14 protein-coding genes and 2 pseudogenes are annotated in these 18,565 nt (G+C 58.0%); 10 read left to right on the top strand and 6 right to left on the bottom strand.

Annotated features, from left to right (window positions below):
* Nucleotides 1-287 precede the first annotated feature (287 nt).
* The 8 genes and pseudogenes from map (at nucleotide 288) to CH74_RS04885 (ending at nucleotide 9,117) form a co-directional block, all read left to right on the top strand.
* Complete coding sequence (map, locus tag CH74_RS04920) at nucleotides 288-1,079, top strand: type I methionyl aminopeptidase (RefSeq protein WP_048306351.1); 792 nt, start codon at nucleotides 288-290, stop codon at nucleotides 1,077-1,079.
* A 1-nt stretch (nucleotide 1,080) separates the two neighbouring features.
* Nucleotides 1,081-3,756, top strand: coding sequence for a [protein-PII] uridylyltransferase (locus CH74_RS04915; protein ID WP_048306349.1), 2,676 nt, complete (start codon nucleotides 1,081-1,083; stop codon nucleotides 3,754-3,756).
* A gap of 121 nt (nucleotides 3,757-3,877) precedes the next feature.
* Complete coding sequence (gene dapC / locus CH74_RS04910) at nucleotides 3,878-5,080, top strand: succinyldiaminopimelate transaminase (RefSeq protein ID WP_048306348.1); 1,203 nt, start codon at nucleotides 3,878-3,880, stop codon at nucleotides 5,078-5,080.
* A 145-nt stretch (nucleotides 5,081-5,225) separates the two neighbouring features.
* Nucleotides 5,226-5,456, top strand: a complete 231-nt coding sequence (locus tag CH74_RS04905; RefSeq protein ID WP_367379092.1) for an ArsC/Spx/MgsR family protein — start codon at nucleotides 5,226-5,228, stop codon at nucleotides 5,454-5,456.
* Between the two features lie 27 nt (nucleotides 5,457-5,483).
* A pseudogene (gene dapD, locus CH74_RS04900) lies at nucleotides 5,484-6,508 on the top strand (2,3,4,5-tetrahydropyridine-2,6-dicarboxylate N-succinyltransferase).
* A gap of 51 nt (nucleotides 6,509-6,559) precedes the next feature.
* On the top strand, nucleotides 6,560-7,726 hold the full coding sequence (gene dapE, locus CH74_RS04895; RefSeq protein WP_048306347.1) for a succinyl-diaminopimelate desuccinylase: 1,167 nt from the start codon (nucleotides 6,560-6,562) through the stop codon (nucleotides 7,724-7,726).
* Nucleotides 7,727-7,734: 8 nt separating this feature from the next.
* Entirely contained in the window at nucleotides 7,735-8,121 is a 387-nt protein-coding gene (locus CH74_RS04890) for a hypothetical protein (protein ID WP_048306345.1), read from the top strand.
* Between the two features lie 57 nt (nucleotides 8,122-8,178).
* The gene (locus CH74_RS04885) at nucleotides 8,179-9,117 is read left to right on the top strand and encodes a cation diffusion facilitator family transporter (RefSeq protein WP_048306344.1); all 939 of its coding nucleotides are present in this window, start codon (nucleotides 8,179-8,181) and stop codon (nucleotides 9,115-9,117) included.
* Between the two features lie 133 nt (nucleotides 9,118-9,250).
* Here CH74_RS04885 and CH74_RS19790 read toward each other — a convergent pair whose 3' ends face one another.
* Nucleotides 9,251-9,715 carry a cold-shock protein gene (locus CH74_RS19790; RefSeq protein WP_048306343.1) on the bottom strand — a complete coding sequence of 155 codons (465 nt, stop codon included), beginning with the start codon at nucleotides 9,713-9,715 and terminating at the stop codon, nucleotides 9,251-9,253.
* A gap of 109 nt (nucleotides 9,716-9,824) precedes the next feature.
* Between CH74_RS19790 and CH74_RS04875 the strand changes: the two genes are divergently transcribed.
* Entirely contained in the window at nucleotides 9,825-10,076 is a 252-nt protein-coding gene (locus tag CH74_RS04875; protein WP_048306342.1) for a SlyX family protein, read from the top strand.
* Between the two features lie 53 nt (nucleotides 10,077-10,129).
* On the opposite strand, the gene trxB is transcribed toward CH74_RS04875, so the two are convergent.
* The 3 genes from trxB to CH74_RS04860 all read right to left on the bottom strand — a co-directional run bounded on the left by trxB (nucleotide 10,130) and on the right by CH74_RS04860 (nucleotide 12,131).
* Nucleotides 10,130-11,083, bottom strand: coding sequence for a thioredoxin-disulfide reductase (gene trxB, locus CH74_RS04870; RefSeq protein WP_048306341.1), 954 nt, complete (start codon nucleotides 11,081-11,083; stop codon nucleotides 10,130-10,132).
* 90 nt (nucleotides 11,084-11,173) lie between these two features.
* The gene (locus tag CH74_RS04865; protein WP_048306340.1) at nucleotides 11,174-11,776 is read right to left on the bottom strand and encodes a peroxiredoxin; all 603 of its coding nucleotides are present in this window, start codon (nucleotides 11,774-11,776) and stop codon (nucleotides 11,174-11,176) included.
* Nucleotides 11,777-11,921: 145 nt separating this feature from the next.
* Complete coding sequence (locus CH74_RS04860) at nucleotides 11,922-12,131, bottom strand: CPXCG motif-containing cysteine-rich protein (RefSeq protein ID WP_048306339.1); 210 nt, start codon at nucleotides 12,129-12,131, stop codon at nucleotides 11,922-11,924.
* Between the two features lie 399 nt (nucleotides 12,132-12,530).
* Here CH74_RS04860 and acnA point away from each other — a divergent pair.
* Nucleotides 12,531-15,283 (top strand): annotated as a pseudogene (gene acnA, locus CH74_RS04855) (aconitate hydratase AcnA).
* 106 nt (nucleotides 15,284-15,389) lie between these two features.
* On the opposite strand, the gene CH74_RS04850 reads toward acnA, so the two are convergent.
* Nucleotides 15,390-17,069: an NAD-dependent malic enzyme gene (locus CH74_RS04850; RefSeq protein WP_048306338.1), complete on the bottom strand. Its 1,680-nt coding sequence runs from the start codon at nucleotides 17,067-17,069 to the stop codon at nucleotides 15,390-15,392.
* Between the two features lie 251 nt (nucleotides 17,070-17,320).
* On the bottom strand, nucleotides 17,321-18,529 hold the full coding sequence (locus tag CH74_RS04845; protein ID WP_048306337.1) for a YeeE/YedE family protein: 1,209 nt from the start codon (nucleotides 18,527-18,529) through the stop codon (nucleotides 17,321-17,323).
* Nucleotides 18,530-18,565: the final 36 nt, after the last annotated feature.

Below are 18,565 nucleotides of genomic sequence, written 5' to 3'. Positions count from 1 at the left end.
ACGCACCCCATGGATCCGACCGCGCATCCTGGCGGCTGCAATGAAAAGCAACGACAGCGACTACGCAGCACCCGGGACCATGTGACGGTGCATGTGTGTTTTCAAGGCATTTAAGCTCATTGACTCTTGACCACATCCGATCTTACAAACGCGAACGCAGATACATCGGATTGCAGTAAAGCGCGCGGCTTTATACCATATAATGGTGCCAAGATGAAGCCGTTGCCGCCTTTCGGCTAGCTGCTGATCGCGTCCGGCCGGCCTGCCATTTCCCGAATCGAGACCCCATGAACATTCCCATCAAAACGTCCTCTGAGATCGATAAAATGCGGGAGGCTGGTCGTCAGGCAGCCTCCGTTCTCGAGATGATCACGCCCTACGTCCAGCTCGGCGTCAGCACCGGCGAGCTGGACCGTCTATGCTACGAATACATCGTTGACGAGCTGGGTTCGACTCCTGCCCCGCTCAACTATCACGGTTTTCCCAAGTCGATCTGCACCTCGATCAATCATGTGGTGTGTCATGGCATTCCGGATAACGCCAAGAAACTAAAGAACGGCGATATCATGAATATCGATATCACCGTCAAAACCGCAGACGGCTATCACGGCGATACCAGCAAGATGTTCATCATCGGCGAGAATACTCAGGGCGAGCGGCTATGCCGTATCACTCAGGAGTGCCTTTACAAAAGCATCGTTGCGGTACGCCCCGGCGCCCGACTGTCCGACCTTGCCAAGCCAATTCAGCAGCATGCCGAGGCCAACGGCTACTCGGTAGTGCGTGATTTCTGTGGCCACGGCCTGGGGGCGGTATTCCACGAAGAGCCCCAGGTGCTGCACTATGACGGCTACGCGCCGGAAGCGGATATCGCCCTGGCCGAGGGCATGTGCTTCACCATCGAACCGATGATCAATGCCGGCGGCTACCGCACCAAGGTGCTTCGCGATGGCTGGACCGCGGTGACCCGGGACAAGAGTCTTTCCGCCCAGTGGGAGCACACCTTGCTGGTTACCGCCACCGGGGTCGACATACTGACGCCCCGGGGCGAAGAAGATTTAAGCTTTCTTGCGAACTGACATGCTCCTTCATCACTACCGCTTCGAGCCGGACGAGACGCTTTTCGACACTGGCGACTTGCGCCGGGAACTGGCGACAGGCTCTCCGCCGGTAGTGCTGTTCAAGCAGGCGCTGAACCTCATTCAACGCCGGCTCGATGCCCGTTTTCATGATGGTGCCGACATCCGGGATCTGGTGCATGGCCGCGCCTGGTGTCTCGATCGTCTGCTCGAGCTCGCCTGGACTCGTCACACCTGGCCCGATGACGGTATCGCACTGCTTGCCGTGGGTGGCTACGGGCGCGGCGAGTTGCACCCGCATTCCGACATCGATCTCATGGTGCTACTGGAACGAGACGATGACACGCCCTACCGGGAAGCCTTAAGCGCGTTCATTACCTTCCTGTGGGATATCGGTCTCGAGATCGGTCATAGCGTGCGCTCGCTTGCAGATTGCCAGCGCGAAGCCGAAGCGGACGTTACGGTCATCACCAACCTGATCGAGACCCGCACTCTGGCCGGCCCCGACCGGCTTCGCGAGGCCATGCGCGAACAACTGTCTTCTTGCAACATGTGGCCGTCTCATCGTTTTTTCGAGGCCAAATGGCAGGAGCAGATAGCGCGGCATCGCCGGCACAACAACTCTGAGTACCAGCTCGAACCTAATATCAAGAGCTCGCCCGGGGGCCTGCGCGACATCCAGATGATCGGCTGGGTCGCCAAGCGTCATTTCTGTCTATTGCGCTACGAGGACGTAGTGGCCCAGGGGTTCATGAACGATGCGGAGCTGCGCATTCTCAGCCAGGGGCAGGCCTTCCTGTGGCAGGTGCGCTACGCGCTGCACATGCTGACAGGTCGTGCCGAGGATCGCTTGCTGTTCGATCATCAGCGCGCCATCGCAAAGCTGTTCGGCTTTCAGGACACGCCGCAGCGCCTGGCGGTAGAGCAGTTCATGAAGCGCTATTATCGTCATGTCACGGCGCTGGCAGGGCTCAATGACATGTTGCTGCAACACTTTGACGAGGTCATTCTACGGGCTGACGAAACCCTCGAGACCGAACCGCTCAATTCGCGCTTCGAGATCAAAGGGGGCTATATTCAAGCCCGAGACGACCGGGTGTTCCATCGCCGTCCCGCCGCCCTGCTCGAGCTTTTCCTGCTGATGGCTCAGCATCCCCGGATCGAAGGCGTGCGCGCCCAGACCATTCGTTTGATTCGCGATCACCGCCACCAGATCGACGACACTTTTCGGGACGATGTCCGTCATCAGCGTCTGTTCATGGAACTGCTGCGCAGCGATGGCAACGTATCGCGCCAGCTAAGACGCATGAATCGCTACGGCGTGCTTGGCAAGTATCTACCCGAGTTCGGCCAGGCCGTGGGATTGATGCAGCACGATCTGTTTCATATCTATACGGTGGACGCCCACACTCTGCGCCTGTTGAAGTTCGTGCAGCATTTTCGTAATCCCGATAGTCGTGAGGCATTCCCGGTTGCCGCAACACTGATCCAACAGCTCCCCAAGCTGGAGCTTCTCTGGATCGCTGGGCTCTACCATGATATCGGCAAGGGCCGTGGCGGCAATCACTCCCTGCTTGGTGCCCGGGATGCGGAGGAGTTCTGCCAGCGTCACGACTTGTCAGCCCGGGATACGCGCCTGGTCGTCTGGCTGATCGAGCAACATCTCCTGATGTCGATGACCGCTCAGAAGCGCGACATCAGCGACCCGGACGTGATTCGCGAATTTGCCGAACTAATCGGTGAAGAGATGCGCCTGGACTATCTCTACGTGCTCACCGTCGCGGATATCAACGCGACCAACCCCACCTTATGGAACGGCTGGCGCGCCACACTGTTGCGCCAGCTGTATGGCGAAACCAAGCGCGCTCTGCGGCGAGGGCTTGAAAACCCCATCGATCGCGATGACTGGATCGCCGAAACCCGGGCCGAGGCGCTGGCACTGCTGCGCACCCTGGGCAGCGACGTAGCGCACATCGAGTGCCTCTGGAACACTCTTGGGGATGACTATTTCCTGCAGTATCAGGCAAGCGAAATCGTATGGCAGACCCAGGGCATTCTCGAACATGGCGACTGCCCGCTGCCGTTGATCATGATCAGCGCGCCGGCGGAAGACTCGAGCGAGGGCGGCACTAAGGTCTTCATCCATACGCGTTCGGTGAACGATCTGTTCGCCGCTAGCGCCGCAGCCATCGATCAACTGGATCTATCGATTCACGATGCGCGTATCGCCACCTCGAGCAGCGATTGGACGCTCAATACCTTCATCGTGCTGGACGATCAGGATGAGCCGATCCGCGACGCTTTTCGGCTCGAAGAGATCCGTCGCCATCTGGTGGAAGAGCTCGACGACCCGGACGACTATCCCCAAATCGTCAGTCGCCACACGCCGCGCCAGCTCAAGCATTTCCGAGTGCCCACTCGAGTATTGATCGAGCAAGACCCGGCCAACGAACGCACCGTACTCGAGCTGATTGCCCCGGACCGCCCCGGGTTGCTGGCCCGAGTCGGACGCATCTTCATGGAACAGGAGATCGCTCTTTCCGCCGCCAAGATCGCCACCCTGGGCGAGCGAGTGGAGGATGTGTTCTTCATTACCGATCGCTGCGGCGCGCCACTCACGGACCAGGCTCACCAGACCCGTCTGCGCGAACGTCTGTGCGAAATGCTGGACGTGTAAACCGATCCGGCGCCTCGACCACGGGCTCGTGATTTGTGGCGCCTTCGCCGCTTCCCTATAATCAGGTGCCTTACAAAATCCCCATGCCGCTTTTAAGGGGCACAACTGGATCTGACTCGCCATGAACCCGGAACTCGACGCTCTCAAGCCCTACCCTTTCGAGCGTCTCAAGGCGCTTATGGCCGGCGTGACTCCACCGGCGGATCTCACACACATCCCGCTATCGATTGGCGAGCCCCAGCACGCGCCGCCCACCAGCGTGCTCGAGAGTCTGAATCACCACGTTGGCGCAGTCGCCCGCTATCCGAGTACCCTTGGCTTACCCGAGCTGCGCGCAACGATCGCCGACTGGGCGACCAGGCGTTTCAACCTTGCGCCGCAGAGTCTCGATCCTCAGCGCCAGGTGCTGCCGGTCAATGGTACCCGGGAGGCGATCTTCGCCTTCGTCCAGGCGGCGCTGGATCGTTCACGCCCGGCCCGGGTCGCCGTGCCCAACCCGTTCTATCAGATCTATGAAGGCGCCACGCTGCTTGCCGGCGGCCAGCCGTTGTATCTGGATTGCCGTGCCGACAAGGGCTTTCTGCCGGATCTTGAGGCGGTGCCGGCGGCGGCCTGGCGCGAGGTGCAGCTGGTGTTCGTGTGCTCTCCGGGCAATCCTACCGGTGCAGTGACACCCCTTGAAGACTTCAAGCGGCTGATCGCTTTGGCGGATGAGCACGATTTCATCGTCGCCTCGGATGAGTGCTATTCAGAGCTCTACCTCGATGAGTCCGCGCCTCCTCCTGGGCTACTCGAGGCCTGCGCTGCCTTGGGCCGTCACGACTACCGCCGCTGCATCGTCTTTCACTCCCTGTCCAAGCGCTCCAACCTACCTGGATTGCGTTCAGGCTTTGTGGCCGGCGACGAGGCATTGATCGCCCCTTTCGCCCGCTATCGCACCTACCACGGCTGCGCCATGTCACTACAGGTGCAGCAGGCCTCGACGGTGGCCTGGGGTGACGAAGCCCACGTACAGGCCAACCGCGAGATTTATCGACAGACCTTCGCGGCGGTAGTGGAATGCCTTGCACCGGTGCTGGACTTCCCCTCGCCTCAGGCCAGCTTCTATCTATGGCCGGCAGTGCCGGATGGAGACGATGAAACCTTTGCGCGAGAACTTTATTCGCAGCAGCACGTAACGGTGCTGCCAGGGCGTTATATGTCCCGGGAGAGTTCGCAGGGCAATCCAGGCAATGGGCGAGTACGCATGGCCCTGGTAGCCGATCCGGACACGACGCTGGAAGCCGCCCGGCGCATTCGTCGTTTCATCGAAGAACACTATTGAACACGCCCCTGGAGAGATCTCTCAAAATGATCACGCTTTACGGGATCAAGACCTGTGATACCTGCCGCAAGCGCGCAAGACACTCGATGCCCAAGAAACGCCCTACCATTATCACGATCTGCGTGAGCATGGGCTCGACAAGACGTTGCTCGAGCATCTCATCGGTCAGGTAGGTCTCGCGACGTTATTGAACACCCGCAGCACCACCTGGCATAGCCTTGATCCCAGCGAACAGCAGGCCGCCAAGGACAGTGTCGACAGCGCGCGTTCATTGATGCTAGCGAACCCGACCCTGCTCAAGCGCCCGCTGCTCGATACCGGCGATCGGGTAGTCGTCGGCTTCAAGCGTGATGAGTATGCTGAACTGCCCCATTGATTCGATTTCTTTATTCAGGAGACTTTTATGCTGAGCTTCGCTCTCGGAATCGGTAGCCAGAACACCCAAGGGGATTGGCTGGAGGTCTACTATCCAGCACCGCTGTTCGAACCCGAGGATGCCCTGGTCGCTACTGCCCGCAAGGCGCTGAATGCCTCGAGCGGCAATGCCGTGGTCAGCTTTCTACCGGAGCATTGCGCTGAGCTTGCCCAAGCCTTCGAGACAGCGGGAAATACCGAACAAGCGGAGCTTGCCGAGGCGCTTGGCGCCAGTCAGCGACCGCTGGTGGCTGTCTTCCTCGAGTCCGATCAGGCGCCGGAGAGCGTACCGGAGGTGTATCTCAAGCTGCATCTGCTTTCCCATCGCCTGGTCAAGCCTCACGCTATCGACCTTAGCGGCATGTTCGGCGTACTGCGTAACATCGCCTGGACCAACGAAGGTCCCATCGATATCGAAGAACTGCCGGCACGTCGTCTCAGAGCACGCTTGGAAGGCCGGCCGCTATCCGTGGATTGCGTCGACAAGTTCCCCAAAATGACGGATTACGTGGTGCCGGCAGGCGTACGTATCGCCGATACCGCTCGGGTGCGCCTGGGCGCCTACCTGGGTGAAGGCACCACGGTCATGCACGAAGGCTTCGTCAACTTCAATGCCGGCGCGAAGGGCCAGGAATGATCGAAGGTCGCATCTCCGCCGGCGTGGTCGTGGGTAAGGGCTCGGACCTAGGCGGCGGCGGCTCCACCATGGGCACCCTTTCCGGGGGCGGCAATATCGTGATTAAGGTCGGCGAAGGCTGCTTGATCGGTGCCAATGCCGGTATTGGTATTCCGCTGGGGAATCGCTGCACCGTCGAAGCGGGGCTTTATATTACTTCCGGCGCCAAGATCGCGCTGCTTGACGAGGAAGGCCAGGAGGTAAAGACCGTCAGTGCTCGTGATCTGGCAAACCAGGATGATATGTTGCTGCGCCGCAACTCGGTCAGCGGACGCATCGAATGTCTGACCAACAAGAGCGCCATCGCCTTGAACGAAGCGCTGCACGCGCATAATTGATTGATGGCGCTCGTTTTGCGAGCGCCGTTTCATTTCTTTTCAGGACTCTACATGCCCTCGTCGGATACCGCCCTGGCTGCTACAGCCCTCTCGCCCACTCTTGCTCTTGCCATCGAGCTGATGCGCCGCCCTTCGGTCACTCCGGATGATGCGGGCTGCCAGGCCGTAATGATCGAACGCCTGGTACGCCTGGGTTTTCGTATCGAGCGCCTGCCTTTCGGTGATGTCGAGAACCTCTGGGCGGTGCGGGGTCATCATGGAGCGGTGTTGGCGTTTGCGGGTCACACGGATGTGGTACCAAGCGGACCAAGCGTTCACTGGCAATATCCCCCTTTCGAGCCCTGCATCGATGACGACGGCATGCTGTGCGGTCGAGGCGCGGCGGACATGAAGGGAAGTCTCGCGGCGATGATTACCGCGGTGGAGCGTTTCGTGACCGCCTATCCGGATCATCCGGGCAAAATCGCCTTTCTGATCACCTCCGACGAGGAAGGCCCGGCCCAGGACGGCACCCGGGCGGTGGTCGAGCATTTGCGGGAGACTCACGAGCGCCTGGATTACTGCATCGTGGGCGAGCCCTCCTCCAGCGAGCGGTTGGGCGATATCATCAAGAACGGTCGTCGCGGTTCTTTGGGCGGTGTGCTGCATGTACATGGCATTCAGGGGCATGTCGCCTATCCGCACCTGGCGCGCAACCCTATCCATGAAGCCGCTCCCGCCCTGAACGCGCTGTGCAATGAGCATTGGGACAGCGGCAATGCCTTCTTTCCCGCCACCAGCTTTCAGATATCCAACGTCCGCGCCGGCACCGGCGCCACCAACGTGATCCCTGGCGAGCTGGAGGTGGTGTTCAATTTTCGCTACTCCACGGAAGTCACGGATCAAACGCTACGGGAACGCGCTGAAGCAATTCTGGATGCCCATGGCCTCGATTACCGCCTTGACTGGACCTTGAACGGTGAGCCCTTTCTCACGGAAGAAGGTGCCTTGATCGAGGCGGCCATCGGTGGCGTCGAGGAGATCACCGGATCAAGACCTGCGCTTTCAACCTCCGGTGGCACTTCGGATGGACGCTTCATCGCAACGCTCGGCTGTCAGATCGTCGAGCTTGGGCCGCTTAACGCGACCATTCACAAAATCAACGAACGCGTACGCGCCGCCGACCTGGACACGCTGAGTCGGGTCTATGAGGCGATCATCAAGCGCCTGCTCACCTGAGGTCCGTCATGGAGCGTTATCCCGACATTGAAATCTATCTGGCCAAAGCGGATATCAAGCGCCTTGATGCCTGGCTGAGTGAACGACTAAACGCGTCCCCCCTCACGCCTGCCGGTAAACGAAAGTGGCGTAGCCACGGCCATCAGGCTGAGGAAAGCATTCCTGTCCTGCTGATCGAAAATGCCGCGGACGGCTATGCAAGCCTCTGGTTCGACAGCCCGGTCACCCCCTGGCCACGAGACGTGGACTGCGCCCGGGAAGCGGTCGAGTGGCTGAATTGCGAGGTGCGCTGCTCACTAGGCGGCTGGCAGCCCGGGGACGATCCGGATCGTTTCTGGCAGATACGCCCCGATAGTAGCGAAGAAGCGCTGCATTGGCCTGACTCCGGTCAGTAACCCCATACCTCTATCGAACAACTACCAACTCTTCTTAGAACAAGGACGTAATCATCCATGGCCCAGGAATCCAAAGCCGTCATTTATGCTGCGCTTGCAGGCAATTTCGCCATCGCGGTTACTAAGTTCATCGCTGCTGCCTTCACCGGCAGCTCCGCCATGCTATCCGAAGGCGTCCACTCCGTGGTGGACACCGGCAACCAAGGGCTTTTGCTGTTAGGCATGCACCGGGCCAAGCGACCACCCAGTCCTGCGTATCCTTTTGGCCATGGCAAGGAGGTGTATTTCTGGAGTTTCGTGGTGGCTTTGATGATCTTCGCCGTGGGCGCCGGTGTCTCAATCTACGAGGGCATAATCCATGTCCTGCATCCCACCGAGATGGAATCGCCGCTGATCAATTACATCGTACTGGGCCTTGGCATCCTGTTCGAAGGCGCGTCCTGGGCCTTCGCGCTCAACAGTTTTCGCAAGACCAAAGGCAAGTGGGGCTATGTCGAGGCGGTGAAACGAGCCAAGGATCCTTCGATGTTCGTGGTGGTTTTCGAAGATTCCGCTGCGTTGCTAGGTCTTATCGTGGCGCTGGCGGGCGTGGCGCTGAGTCAATGGACTCAGAATCCGGTCTTCGATGGCATCGCATCAATCATCATCGGGTTGATCCTGGGAGGAACGGCTATCTGGCTTGCCATTGAAACCAAGGGTCTACTGATTGGAGAAAGCGCCAATCGTACCGTGGTAGACGATATTCGGCGCCTAGCGGATGCCCCTCAAGACGTGGAAAAGGTCAACGAAGTACTGACCATGCACATGGGGCCCGATTACATCCTGGTCATCTTGAGCGTGCGCTTTGCTCGAGGCACGCAGGCGGAACGCATTGAAGCCGTCATTGCTCAGCTGGATCGAACGATTAAAAGCAAGCATGAAAGGGTCAAGCGCGTTTTCATCGAAGCCGAGGCCAATCGAGATAGCGATGCATTACCGAATGCCCCGGCAACATGAAACGACTTGATACTGTGGTAGGTGGAAAAGGACAACGTCAAAGGGCTGTTTATAACGGCTCAAGGCTGTTTATAACGGCTCAAGGCTGCTTATAACGGCTCACGGCTGCTCATAACAGCTCAAGGCTGTAGGATCAGGTGATCACGGTGACATCGTCTGCTTGCAGTCCGCGCTCGTTTTGCACCACGTGATAACGCACTTTCTGACCTTCGGCCAGAGTGCGATGCCCCTTGCCGCGAATGGCACGAAAATGCACGAAGACATCGCCGCCGTCTTCACGCGTAATGAAGCCATACCCCTTGTTGACGTTGAACCATTTGACCTCACCGATCTCGCGATCATCATTCTCGACGTCCGCCAGATTGACAAGCTTAGGGGTCAACGCATGCATGAGAAGCGTGGCGATCAACAAAGCGATGAATATTGCTAATGCGGTTGCTATATAAACCAACGTGGCACCATTCGATGCCAGCACCTGCCTTAGTGCATCGGCGGTGGATGCGTCAAACAATAAAATAAGCAAGGCAATCAGCAAAGGAGTGACGGCGGCAAGTGGAAGACTGACAAGACTACAGCGAATTACAACCTTACGATTCATGGACCTCAGATTCTCTTGTTGTGATGAACAAAGACCGCCCCAGCTTGCATCCATGGGGCAAAATGCAGGTGACGCGATGACCGGCGACCCACAGCGCAAGGATTCTAGCATGACGGACGAAACTACGCTTGCCCGCCTGGAACGGCGTTTTGAAGCAATAGAGAGCCGAATAGCCCATCAGGAATATTGGCTGGATACTCTTGATCGAGCAGTGTCAGCACAGGAGCAACGACTCGCGCAGCTAGAGCGACTCAACAATCTGATGCAGACACATTTGCGCAATCAACATCAGTGGCTCAAGAGCATGGATCCGGAAGAAAACGGCTTTTCAGAAGAATACGAAAAGCCGCCCCACTATTGAAAGATTGTGCCGGGCTCGAGGCGATACTCACTCGTCTCGCCCAGTCAATGGCGTCAGTCGATGCCATCAAGGTAACGCTCAACGTCCAATGCCGCCATACAACCGCTACCGGCGGAGGTAATCGCCTGACGATAGACATGGTCCATGACGTCACCTGCAGCAAACACCCCGGGCACGCTGGTAGCGGTAGCGTTGCCCTCAAGCCCGGACTTGACCCTGATATAGCCGTTTGCCATGTCCAATTGGCCCTCGAAAATACCCGTATTGGGCGTATGCCCGATGGCAATGAATACCCCAGGAACCGATAGCTCTTTTGTGCTGCCATCCTGGGTGGATTTGAGGCGCACCCCGATCACACCGGAACCGTCGCCCAGCACCTCATCAAGGGTATGATTCCACTCGATCCGGATATTGCCCTCATCGACCTTCTCAAACAGCTTGTCCTGCAGGATCTTTTCACCGCGCAAACTATCCCGACGATGTACCAGGGTGACCTTGGCGGCAATATTGGATAGATACAGTGCCTCTTCCACAGCGGTATTGCCACCGCCTATTACCACGACCTCCTGATTGCGATAGAAGAATCCATCACAGGTGGCGCAAGCAGATACGCCCTGGCCCATAAACTGCTGTTCCGAGGGCAGCCCCAAATAGCGAGCAGTGGCACCAGTGGCGATTATCAAGGCATCACAGGTATAGGTGGCGTTGTCACCTTTGAGCGTAAAAGGCCGCTGACGCAACTCCACTTCGTGAACGTGATCGAACAGCACCTCAGTGTTGAAACGCTCTGCGTGCCGACGCATACGCTCCATGAGTTCAGGCCCTTGCACCCCGGCATCGTCGCCGGGCCAGTTGTCCACATCGGTGGTGGTGGTCAGCTGTCCACCGGTTTGAATACCGGTAATCAGCAGAGGCTTCAAGTTGGCCCGCGCCGCATAAACCGCAGCACTGTAGCCGGCAGGCCCTGACCCCAGAATGATCAAGCGTTCGTGACGAGTCTCGCTCATGTAAAGACCTCTTGCTTCTCATCAAGCGTCGTAAAAGTGCCGTACTAACAAAAAGGGCGACCCTGAGGCCGCCCCGATACGCTAAAACGCTTATAGCTGCGTGGAGTGGGTGCCCAAATACTTGGCGACACCTTCCGCGTTATCCTTCATGCCTTCCTGACCCTCATCCCAACCTGCAGGGCAGACTTCGCCATGCTTCTGGTGGTGCTGCAGCGCTTTGACCATGCGCAGCATTTCATCGACATTGCGACCTAACGGCAGGTTGTTGACGGTCTGATGCTGAACGACACCGTCTTCGTCGATCAGGAAAGAAGCGCGCAGTGCGACACCTGCTTCCGGATGCTCGATGCCATAGGCCTGAACGATCTCATGCTTGACGTCGGCGACGATCGGAAAGCCGACTTCACCAATACCACCCGCGTCCGGAGAAGTCTTGCGCCATGCATAGTGAGAAAACTGGGAATCAATGGAGGCACCGATCACTTCGACCCCTAGCTCTTTGAATTTTGCCAGACGGTTGTCATGGGCAATAATTTCGGAGGGGCATACGAAAGTGAAATCCAGCGGCCAGAAAAATAGCACGCGCAGCTTGCCGTTGCTGTCGGACAGCTTGAAATTCTCTACGATTTCACCGTTGCCTAGAACAGCAGCAGCTTCAAAATCCGGGGCTTGGCGTCCAACCAATACACTCATGCATGTCTCCTTGTGATCATACTGATCGTTTCAAGTAAATTCGGTATATAGATTAGGGGCCATCTCAACATTTGCCAATTTGATTCCCCCAATAGAACGCATAGTAGCAACCTATCGGAATACCGGTGGCCGATAACATAACCGTTCAGATGACGTCGTCATCCCGGCCAAGGGTCAAATGCTCCAGCTCACCTGAGATCTCGGACACCCCGACATCGATCTGAATGGGAGCACAACAACGAGGACAATCCTCCCAAGTGGTGTGGCTTCCCTGGCTGCTGTCGACAAGCAATTCGAAGCCCGTGCCGCAATAGGGGCAATCCATGGGGTGTGCATTGAGCATTTCTTCGTGCATGTCGACTCGTTTTGACATTCCATTGAACACATTGAATGTGGTGGCGGTACAGGGCACTTTCAAGCCTTGGGCTTACAAACTTCTACGGTTGCAAACGATTTGGCGCTTTCAATGGGTATTAGGATTGCGTCCATGCAACCACTGACACACCACGTCGTTAGTCTTACATCCTCGCACTACGCGTAGATGCTTGAATTCCCCTTCTACCGTGCCCATGTAAATGGTAGCAAAGGACAGCAAATAGTCTCTTGAGCAGCGTATGCTGCTAAGCTGCTACGTAAGCACCGAACGTTTAAGATTCGGATCAGTAAGTGACCCGCATCCTCGTCAGTCGATCAACCTGCGGCAGTTCAGCGTCACGGAAGATACGATCATCGAGGACAGTACAGGAGGAGCTCCATGAGCACGGATAAGACACCGGATACCTTAAGCACCCTCGAAGCGTCAGGTTCCACCTATCACTATTACAGCTTGCCCAAGGCCGCCGAGGCATTCGGCGATATCAAGCGGCTGCCCTTCACGCTCAAGGTTCTGCTCGAAAACCAGCTGCGTTACGCCGATGACGAGAGCGTGTCCAGCGACGACATGCAAGCCCTGGTCGATTGGCAGAAGGAAGCACGTTCCACTCGCGAAATCGGCTATCGCCCTGCTCGCGTCTTGATGCAGGACTTCACCGGCGTCCCCGGTGTCGTCGACCTGGCCTCCATGCGCGACGCCGTGGAGCGACTGGGCGAAGACCCGGCTCGCATCAATCCGCTTTCACCGGTCGATCTGGTCATCGACCACTCGGTAATGGTCGATCACTTCGGTGATTCCTCCGCGTTCAAGGACAACGTTGCCATCGAGATGGAGCGCAATCACGAACGCTATGAGTTTCTGCGCTGGGGTCAGCAGGCCTTCGACAATTTCCGGGTAGTCCCACCAGGCACCGGCATTTGCCATCAGGTCAACCTGGAGTACTTGGGCAGGACGGTCTGGACCAAGGAGCAGGATGGCAAGACCTTCGCCTACCCTGACACGCTGGTGGGTACCGATTCCCACACCACCATGATCAACGGCTTAGGGATTCTTGGCTGGGGGGTCGGCGGCATCGAAGCGGAAGCGGCCATGCTGGGACAGCCGGTCTCCATGGTGATCCCGGAAGTTATCGGCTTCAAGATCACCGGCAAGCTAAGGGAAGGCATCACCGCCACGGATCTGGTGCTGACCGTCACTGAGATGCTGCGCAAGAAAGGCGTGGTCGGCAAGTTCGTCGAGTTCTACGGCGACGGTCTCAAGGACATGCCGGTAGCGGATCGCGCCACCATCGCCAACATGGCGCCGGAATATGGTGCTACCTGTGGCTTCTTCCCGGTAGACGAACAGACCCTGAACTACATGCGTCTGACCGGCCGTGAGGACGATCAGATCGCCTTGGTCGAAACTTATGCCAAGGAACAGGGCCTGTGGCGTGAGCAGGGCATGAGCCCATCTACACCGATACCCTCTCGCTTGACATGGGCGATGTCGAAGCCAGCCTTGCCGGGCCTAAGCGTCCTCAGGATCGGGTTGCGCTTTCCGATATGAAAGCGACCTTCGAAAAGCTGATGGACAGCGATGCACCGGATGCTCCCCAGGAAGCGAAAGACGAATGGCAGGCGGAAGGCGGCGGTCAGCCGGCATCAGAATCCTTCAAGGAGTACGATCACAGCTGCTACGAAGGTAGCGATAGCCAGCTTTGCAAGATCGGCGACGAAGAGTTCAAGCTCAACGCCGGCGCCGTGGTCATCGCCGCCATCACCTCCTGCACCAACACCTCGAACCCCAGCGTGATGCTGGCCGCGGGTCTGTTGGCACGCAAGGCAGTGGAAAAGGGTCTGACCACGAAACCTTGGGTCAAGACATCCCTGGCACCAGGTTCCAAGGTGGTTACCGAATATCTTGCTGCCGGCGGTGTCCAGGAAGATCTAAACGAGCTTGGCTTCAATCTGGTGGGCTATGGCTGCACTACCTGCATCGGCAACTCCGGGCCATTGCCGGAAGCGATCGAGAAAGCGGTCAACGATGGTGATCTGACCGTGGCGTCGGTGCTTTCAGGCAATCGGAACTTCGAGGGTCGGGTGCATCCGCTGGTCAAGACCAACTGGCTGGCGTCACCGCCCTTGGTGGTCGCCTATGCGCTGGCAGGCAACGTGCGTCTCGACTTGTCCAAGGAACCGCTTGGCAAGGGGAAGGATGGCGAGCCGGTCTATTTGAAGGATATCTGGCCTTCTCAGGCAGAGATTGCCGAGGCGGTGGAACAGGTCAAGACCGACATGTTCCGCAAGGAGTATGCCGAAGTCTTTGACGGCGACGAGCAGTGGCGGTCTATCAAAGTGCCGGAGAGCAAGGTCTACGAATGGTCCAAGGATTCCACTTACATTCAGCATCCGCCGTTCTTCGAGGGTATGGGCAAGGAGCCGGATCCTCTCGAGGACGTCAAGGACGCCAAAGTGCTGGCCATGCTCGGCGACTCGGTGACCACGGATCACATCTCGCCAGCGGGCTCTATCAAGCCGGATAGCCCGGCGGGCCGTTATCTACAGGATCACGGCGTCGAACCCAGGGATTTCAACTCCTACGGTTCGCGGCGCGGCAACCACGAAGTGATGATGCGCGGTACCTTCGCCAACGTGCGTATCAGAAACGAAATGCTCGAAGATGTGGAAGGGGGCTATACCCGCCATGTGCCTTCCGGCGAGCAGATGGCGATCTATGACGCGGCCATGAAGTACGCCGAGGATGATACGCCGCTGGTGGTGGTTGCCGGTAAGGAGTACGGCACCGGCTCCTCTAGAGACTGGGCCGCCAAGGGCACGCGGCTGCTCGGCGTGCGTGCAGTCATTGCCGAATCCTATGAGCGCATCCACCGCTCCAACCTGATCGGCATGGGCGTCTTGCCGCTGCAGTTCCCGGAAGGAGAAGATCGTAAGTCTCTCGGGCTGACCGGTGACGAGACCTTCTCCATCGAAGGGCTCAACGATATTGAACCGGGTGCCAGCGTCAAGGTAACGATCAAGAGCGACAAGGGTGAAAAGACCCTGGACGCCAAGTGTCGCATCGACACTGCCAACGAGATGGCTTACTACCAGCATGGCGGTATCCTGCATTACGTACTGCGCAACATGCTGTAACCCTGCGCCGGGCGTCTTTCGCGCCCGGTTATCTTAGCCATGAAACGAACGGACCATCGACAGCGTCGATGGTCCGTTTTTCATTATGGGTGCGTTCGGCAAAACCTCAAAAGGCGTTGCGCCGGTAACGCCTATAGCGCGGATACCAGAAGTTGCGTTCGATGACCTCTCGCAGCGCTTCATCGCTCGAACGCAGGGCAACGCCTTCTTCCTGAGCCTGCTTGGCTACATCAAAAGCGATCAGCATGCTCACTTCGCGGATGTCACCCAAGGAAGGCAGCAATGCGCCCTCGCCTTTTACGACGATAGGAGCATTGTTGGCCAGCGCATTGGAGGCCGCCATCAGCATGGTATCCGTTACCCGGGTTGCCTTTGAGGACACCACTCCAAGACCGATGCCGGGGAAGATGTAGGCGTTGTTGCACTGGGCGATGGGAACGTGCCTGTCGCCTATCTGCGCCGGCGGAAAAGGGCTACCGGTGGCCACCAGCGCCTCGCCATTGGTCCAGTCGAGAATATCCTGTGGGATTGCTTCTACTCGGGAGGTCGGATTCGACAAAGGCATTACCAGCGGATTGGGACAGTTTGCATGCAGGGCACGAATGATCGTTTCCGTGAAAAGTCCTTTCTGACCCGACACGCCGATCAATACCGTGAGCCCGGCATTTTCGACCACATCGAGTAGCGCGGTACCCGACCAGTCGGATACCTCCGAGCGGGGATGGGCCAACCGGCGTTGAAAGCTGCGCAAGTCCTCCATGTCATCCGTCAGCAAACCATAGCGATCGACCATGAAGATGCGCTTGCGCGCTTCCGTATCGCTCAAGCCCTCTTCCATCATGGCAACGATGATCTGCTCGGCGATGCCGCAGCCCGCGGAGCCTGCGCCCACGAAGGCAATGCGCTGATCGCTGACTTTTACCTCCCGCGCCTTACTGGCCGCCAACAGCGTACCCACGCAAACCGAGGCAGTTCCCTGGATGTCGTCGTTGAAACAGCACAGCTTATCGCGATAGTGCTCAAGCAATGGCATGGCATTACCCTGAGCGAAATCCTCGAACTGCAACAGCACGCTCGGCCAGCGGCGCTTGACCGACGCAATGAACAGCTCGATGAACTCGGCGTACTCTTCTTTACTGACTCGCGGATGACGCCAGCCCATGTACATCGGGTCGTCCAGCAACGCCTGATTGTTGGTTCCGACATCCAGCATGATCGGTAAGGTATAAGCCGGGCTGATGCCCCCACAGGCGGTGTACAGCGCCAGCTTGCCGATGGGGATACCCATGCCGCCAATGCCCTGATCACCCAATCCCAGGATGCGCTCGCCATCGGTTACCACGATGACTTTGACCTTGTTCTTGGTGGCACTGTGCAGAATATCGTCCATGTGATGACGATCTGGATAGGAAACGAAGATCCCCCGATGATTGCGGTAGATATTGGAAAACTCTTCGCAGGCCTCCCCTACCGTGGGCGTATAGATGATCGGCAGCATCTCCTCGAGGTGGCTCTCGAGCAGACGGAAGAACATCGTCTCGTTGTCATCCTGGATGGCGCGCAGATAAATATGCCGGTCGAGATCACTCTGGCACTGACGATACTGACTATAAGCACGCTCGGTCTGCTCCTCGATCGTTTCAACATCGTGGGGCAGCAAGCCGACCAGATTGAAGTCGATACGCTCTTCGGGCGAGAAAGCACTGCCCTTGTTGAGCAGCGGCATCTCGAGCAAGGATGGACCGGCATAAGGGATATAAAGGGGGCGTTTGGCTTGCTCGCTCATGACTTAACTCTTTGAATTGGATTTTAAATTAAATTATTAATGAGGCTGTCGTTACATGCATCGATCGGGGAGGACAGTTCTACAACCACCAGCGCATTTTGCTCAGGCAGTTGAGTGCTGTCTTATATCCTAAAGATAACACGCTCGGGCTATTTCAGCCTGTTCGTTCAACGACTGCCCTCTTCTCGATGTGAGCATGAAAACGCCCTGACTTGAAAAGTCAGGGCGTCATCGTAGTGCTCTGGATTTGTTTAGTTGCTGCGCACCCAAGGGCGTGCCGGCGACGAGAAGAAAAGCGGCCGCAGCTTCACACCCAGCATGTTGCCGGCAAAAGCCGCCACTAGCCACAGCCAGCCGTGCAAGCTACCGGAAGCAATACCGCCGAAGTAGGCACCGATGTTGCAGCCAAAGGCCAAGCGCGCACCGTAGCCGAGCAGCAACCCCCCAATGATCGCCGCAATGATCGAACGCAGCGGAATATGAAACCTGGGGGCAAACTTGCCCGCTAAGGATGCCGCGGTCCCGGCGCCGAGAATGATGCCGACATTCATCACCGTAGTGACATCCGACCATACGCTGGCCTTAAGCGCCGCAGCATTATCTGGGTTCTGCCAATAGCCCCAGCTGCTGACATCGCCTCCTAGCGCCTCGAACCCTTTGGCGCCCCAGAGCGCGAAGGCGGAGGTAATCCCCCAGGGGCGCCCTGCCAACACAAGGGTGATGAAGTTGAGCAGCGCCAGGGCCACGGCGCCATACAGCAGCGGCCAAGGGCCCCGTAGCCATTGCGAGGAGCTTGTATTTATCCGCGGCGCCTGCTCGAGCTGGCCGTGACGACGCTTTTCCATCACCGCGGTCAGCGCGGCAATACCGACAAACATCAGCAGGCTGACGGCGATGCCACCCCCGGCGCCGAACACATCGACCAGGGATGTCGGCTGAAAGGCCGGCAAACTTGTCCACCAGCTGAAATGCGCCGTGCCAATCAATGAACCAATGATGAAGAACACCAGGGTGATCACCATACGGGCGTTGCCACCGCCCACGGTAAATAACGTGCCGGAAGCACAACCACCGCCGAGCTGCATGCCCAGGCCAAACAGGAAGGCGCCGACCAGCACCGAGACACCGATGGGAGCCACATAGCCGGAGACCGGCGTACCGAACAGCGACCCCGCTGAGAGTGCTGGAAAGAACAATACGACGGCAATGGCCAGCATGACCATCTGCGCCCGCAGTCCACGACCGCGACGTTCGCTGATGAACACCCGCCAGGCCCCGGTAAAGCCAAAGGCGGCATGATAAAGCACCGCCCCCAGCGCACCACCAATCAACATCAGCACAGCCAGCCGCGCCCCAAAAGTAGCGCCAACCGCCAGGATGGCGACAGCCACCGCGATGGCGGCCAAGACATGAAGGGGAAGTTGGTGAGGATGTTCCTCGGTCAGTACAAGTTCACGCATGATGAGTTCTCTAATGACAGTAGGCTGAATAGCTGA

Source organism: Halomonas sp. PR-M31 (genome assembly GCF_001039575.1).
In the GTDB taxonomy this organism is placed as follows: domain Bacteria; phylum Pseudomonadota; class Gammaproteobacteria; order Pseudomonadales; family Halomonadaceae; genus Modicisalibacter.
This window is presented reverse-complemented; position numbering and strand designations above follow the sequence as displayed.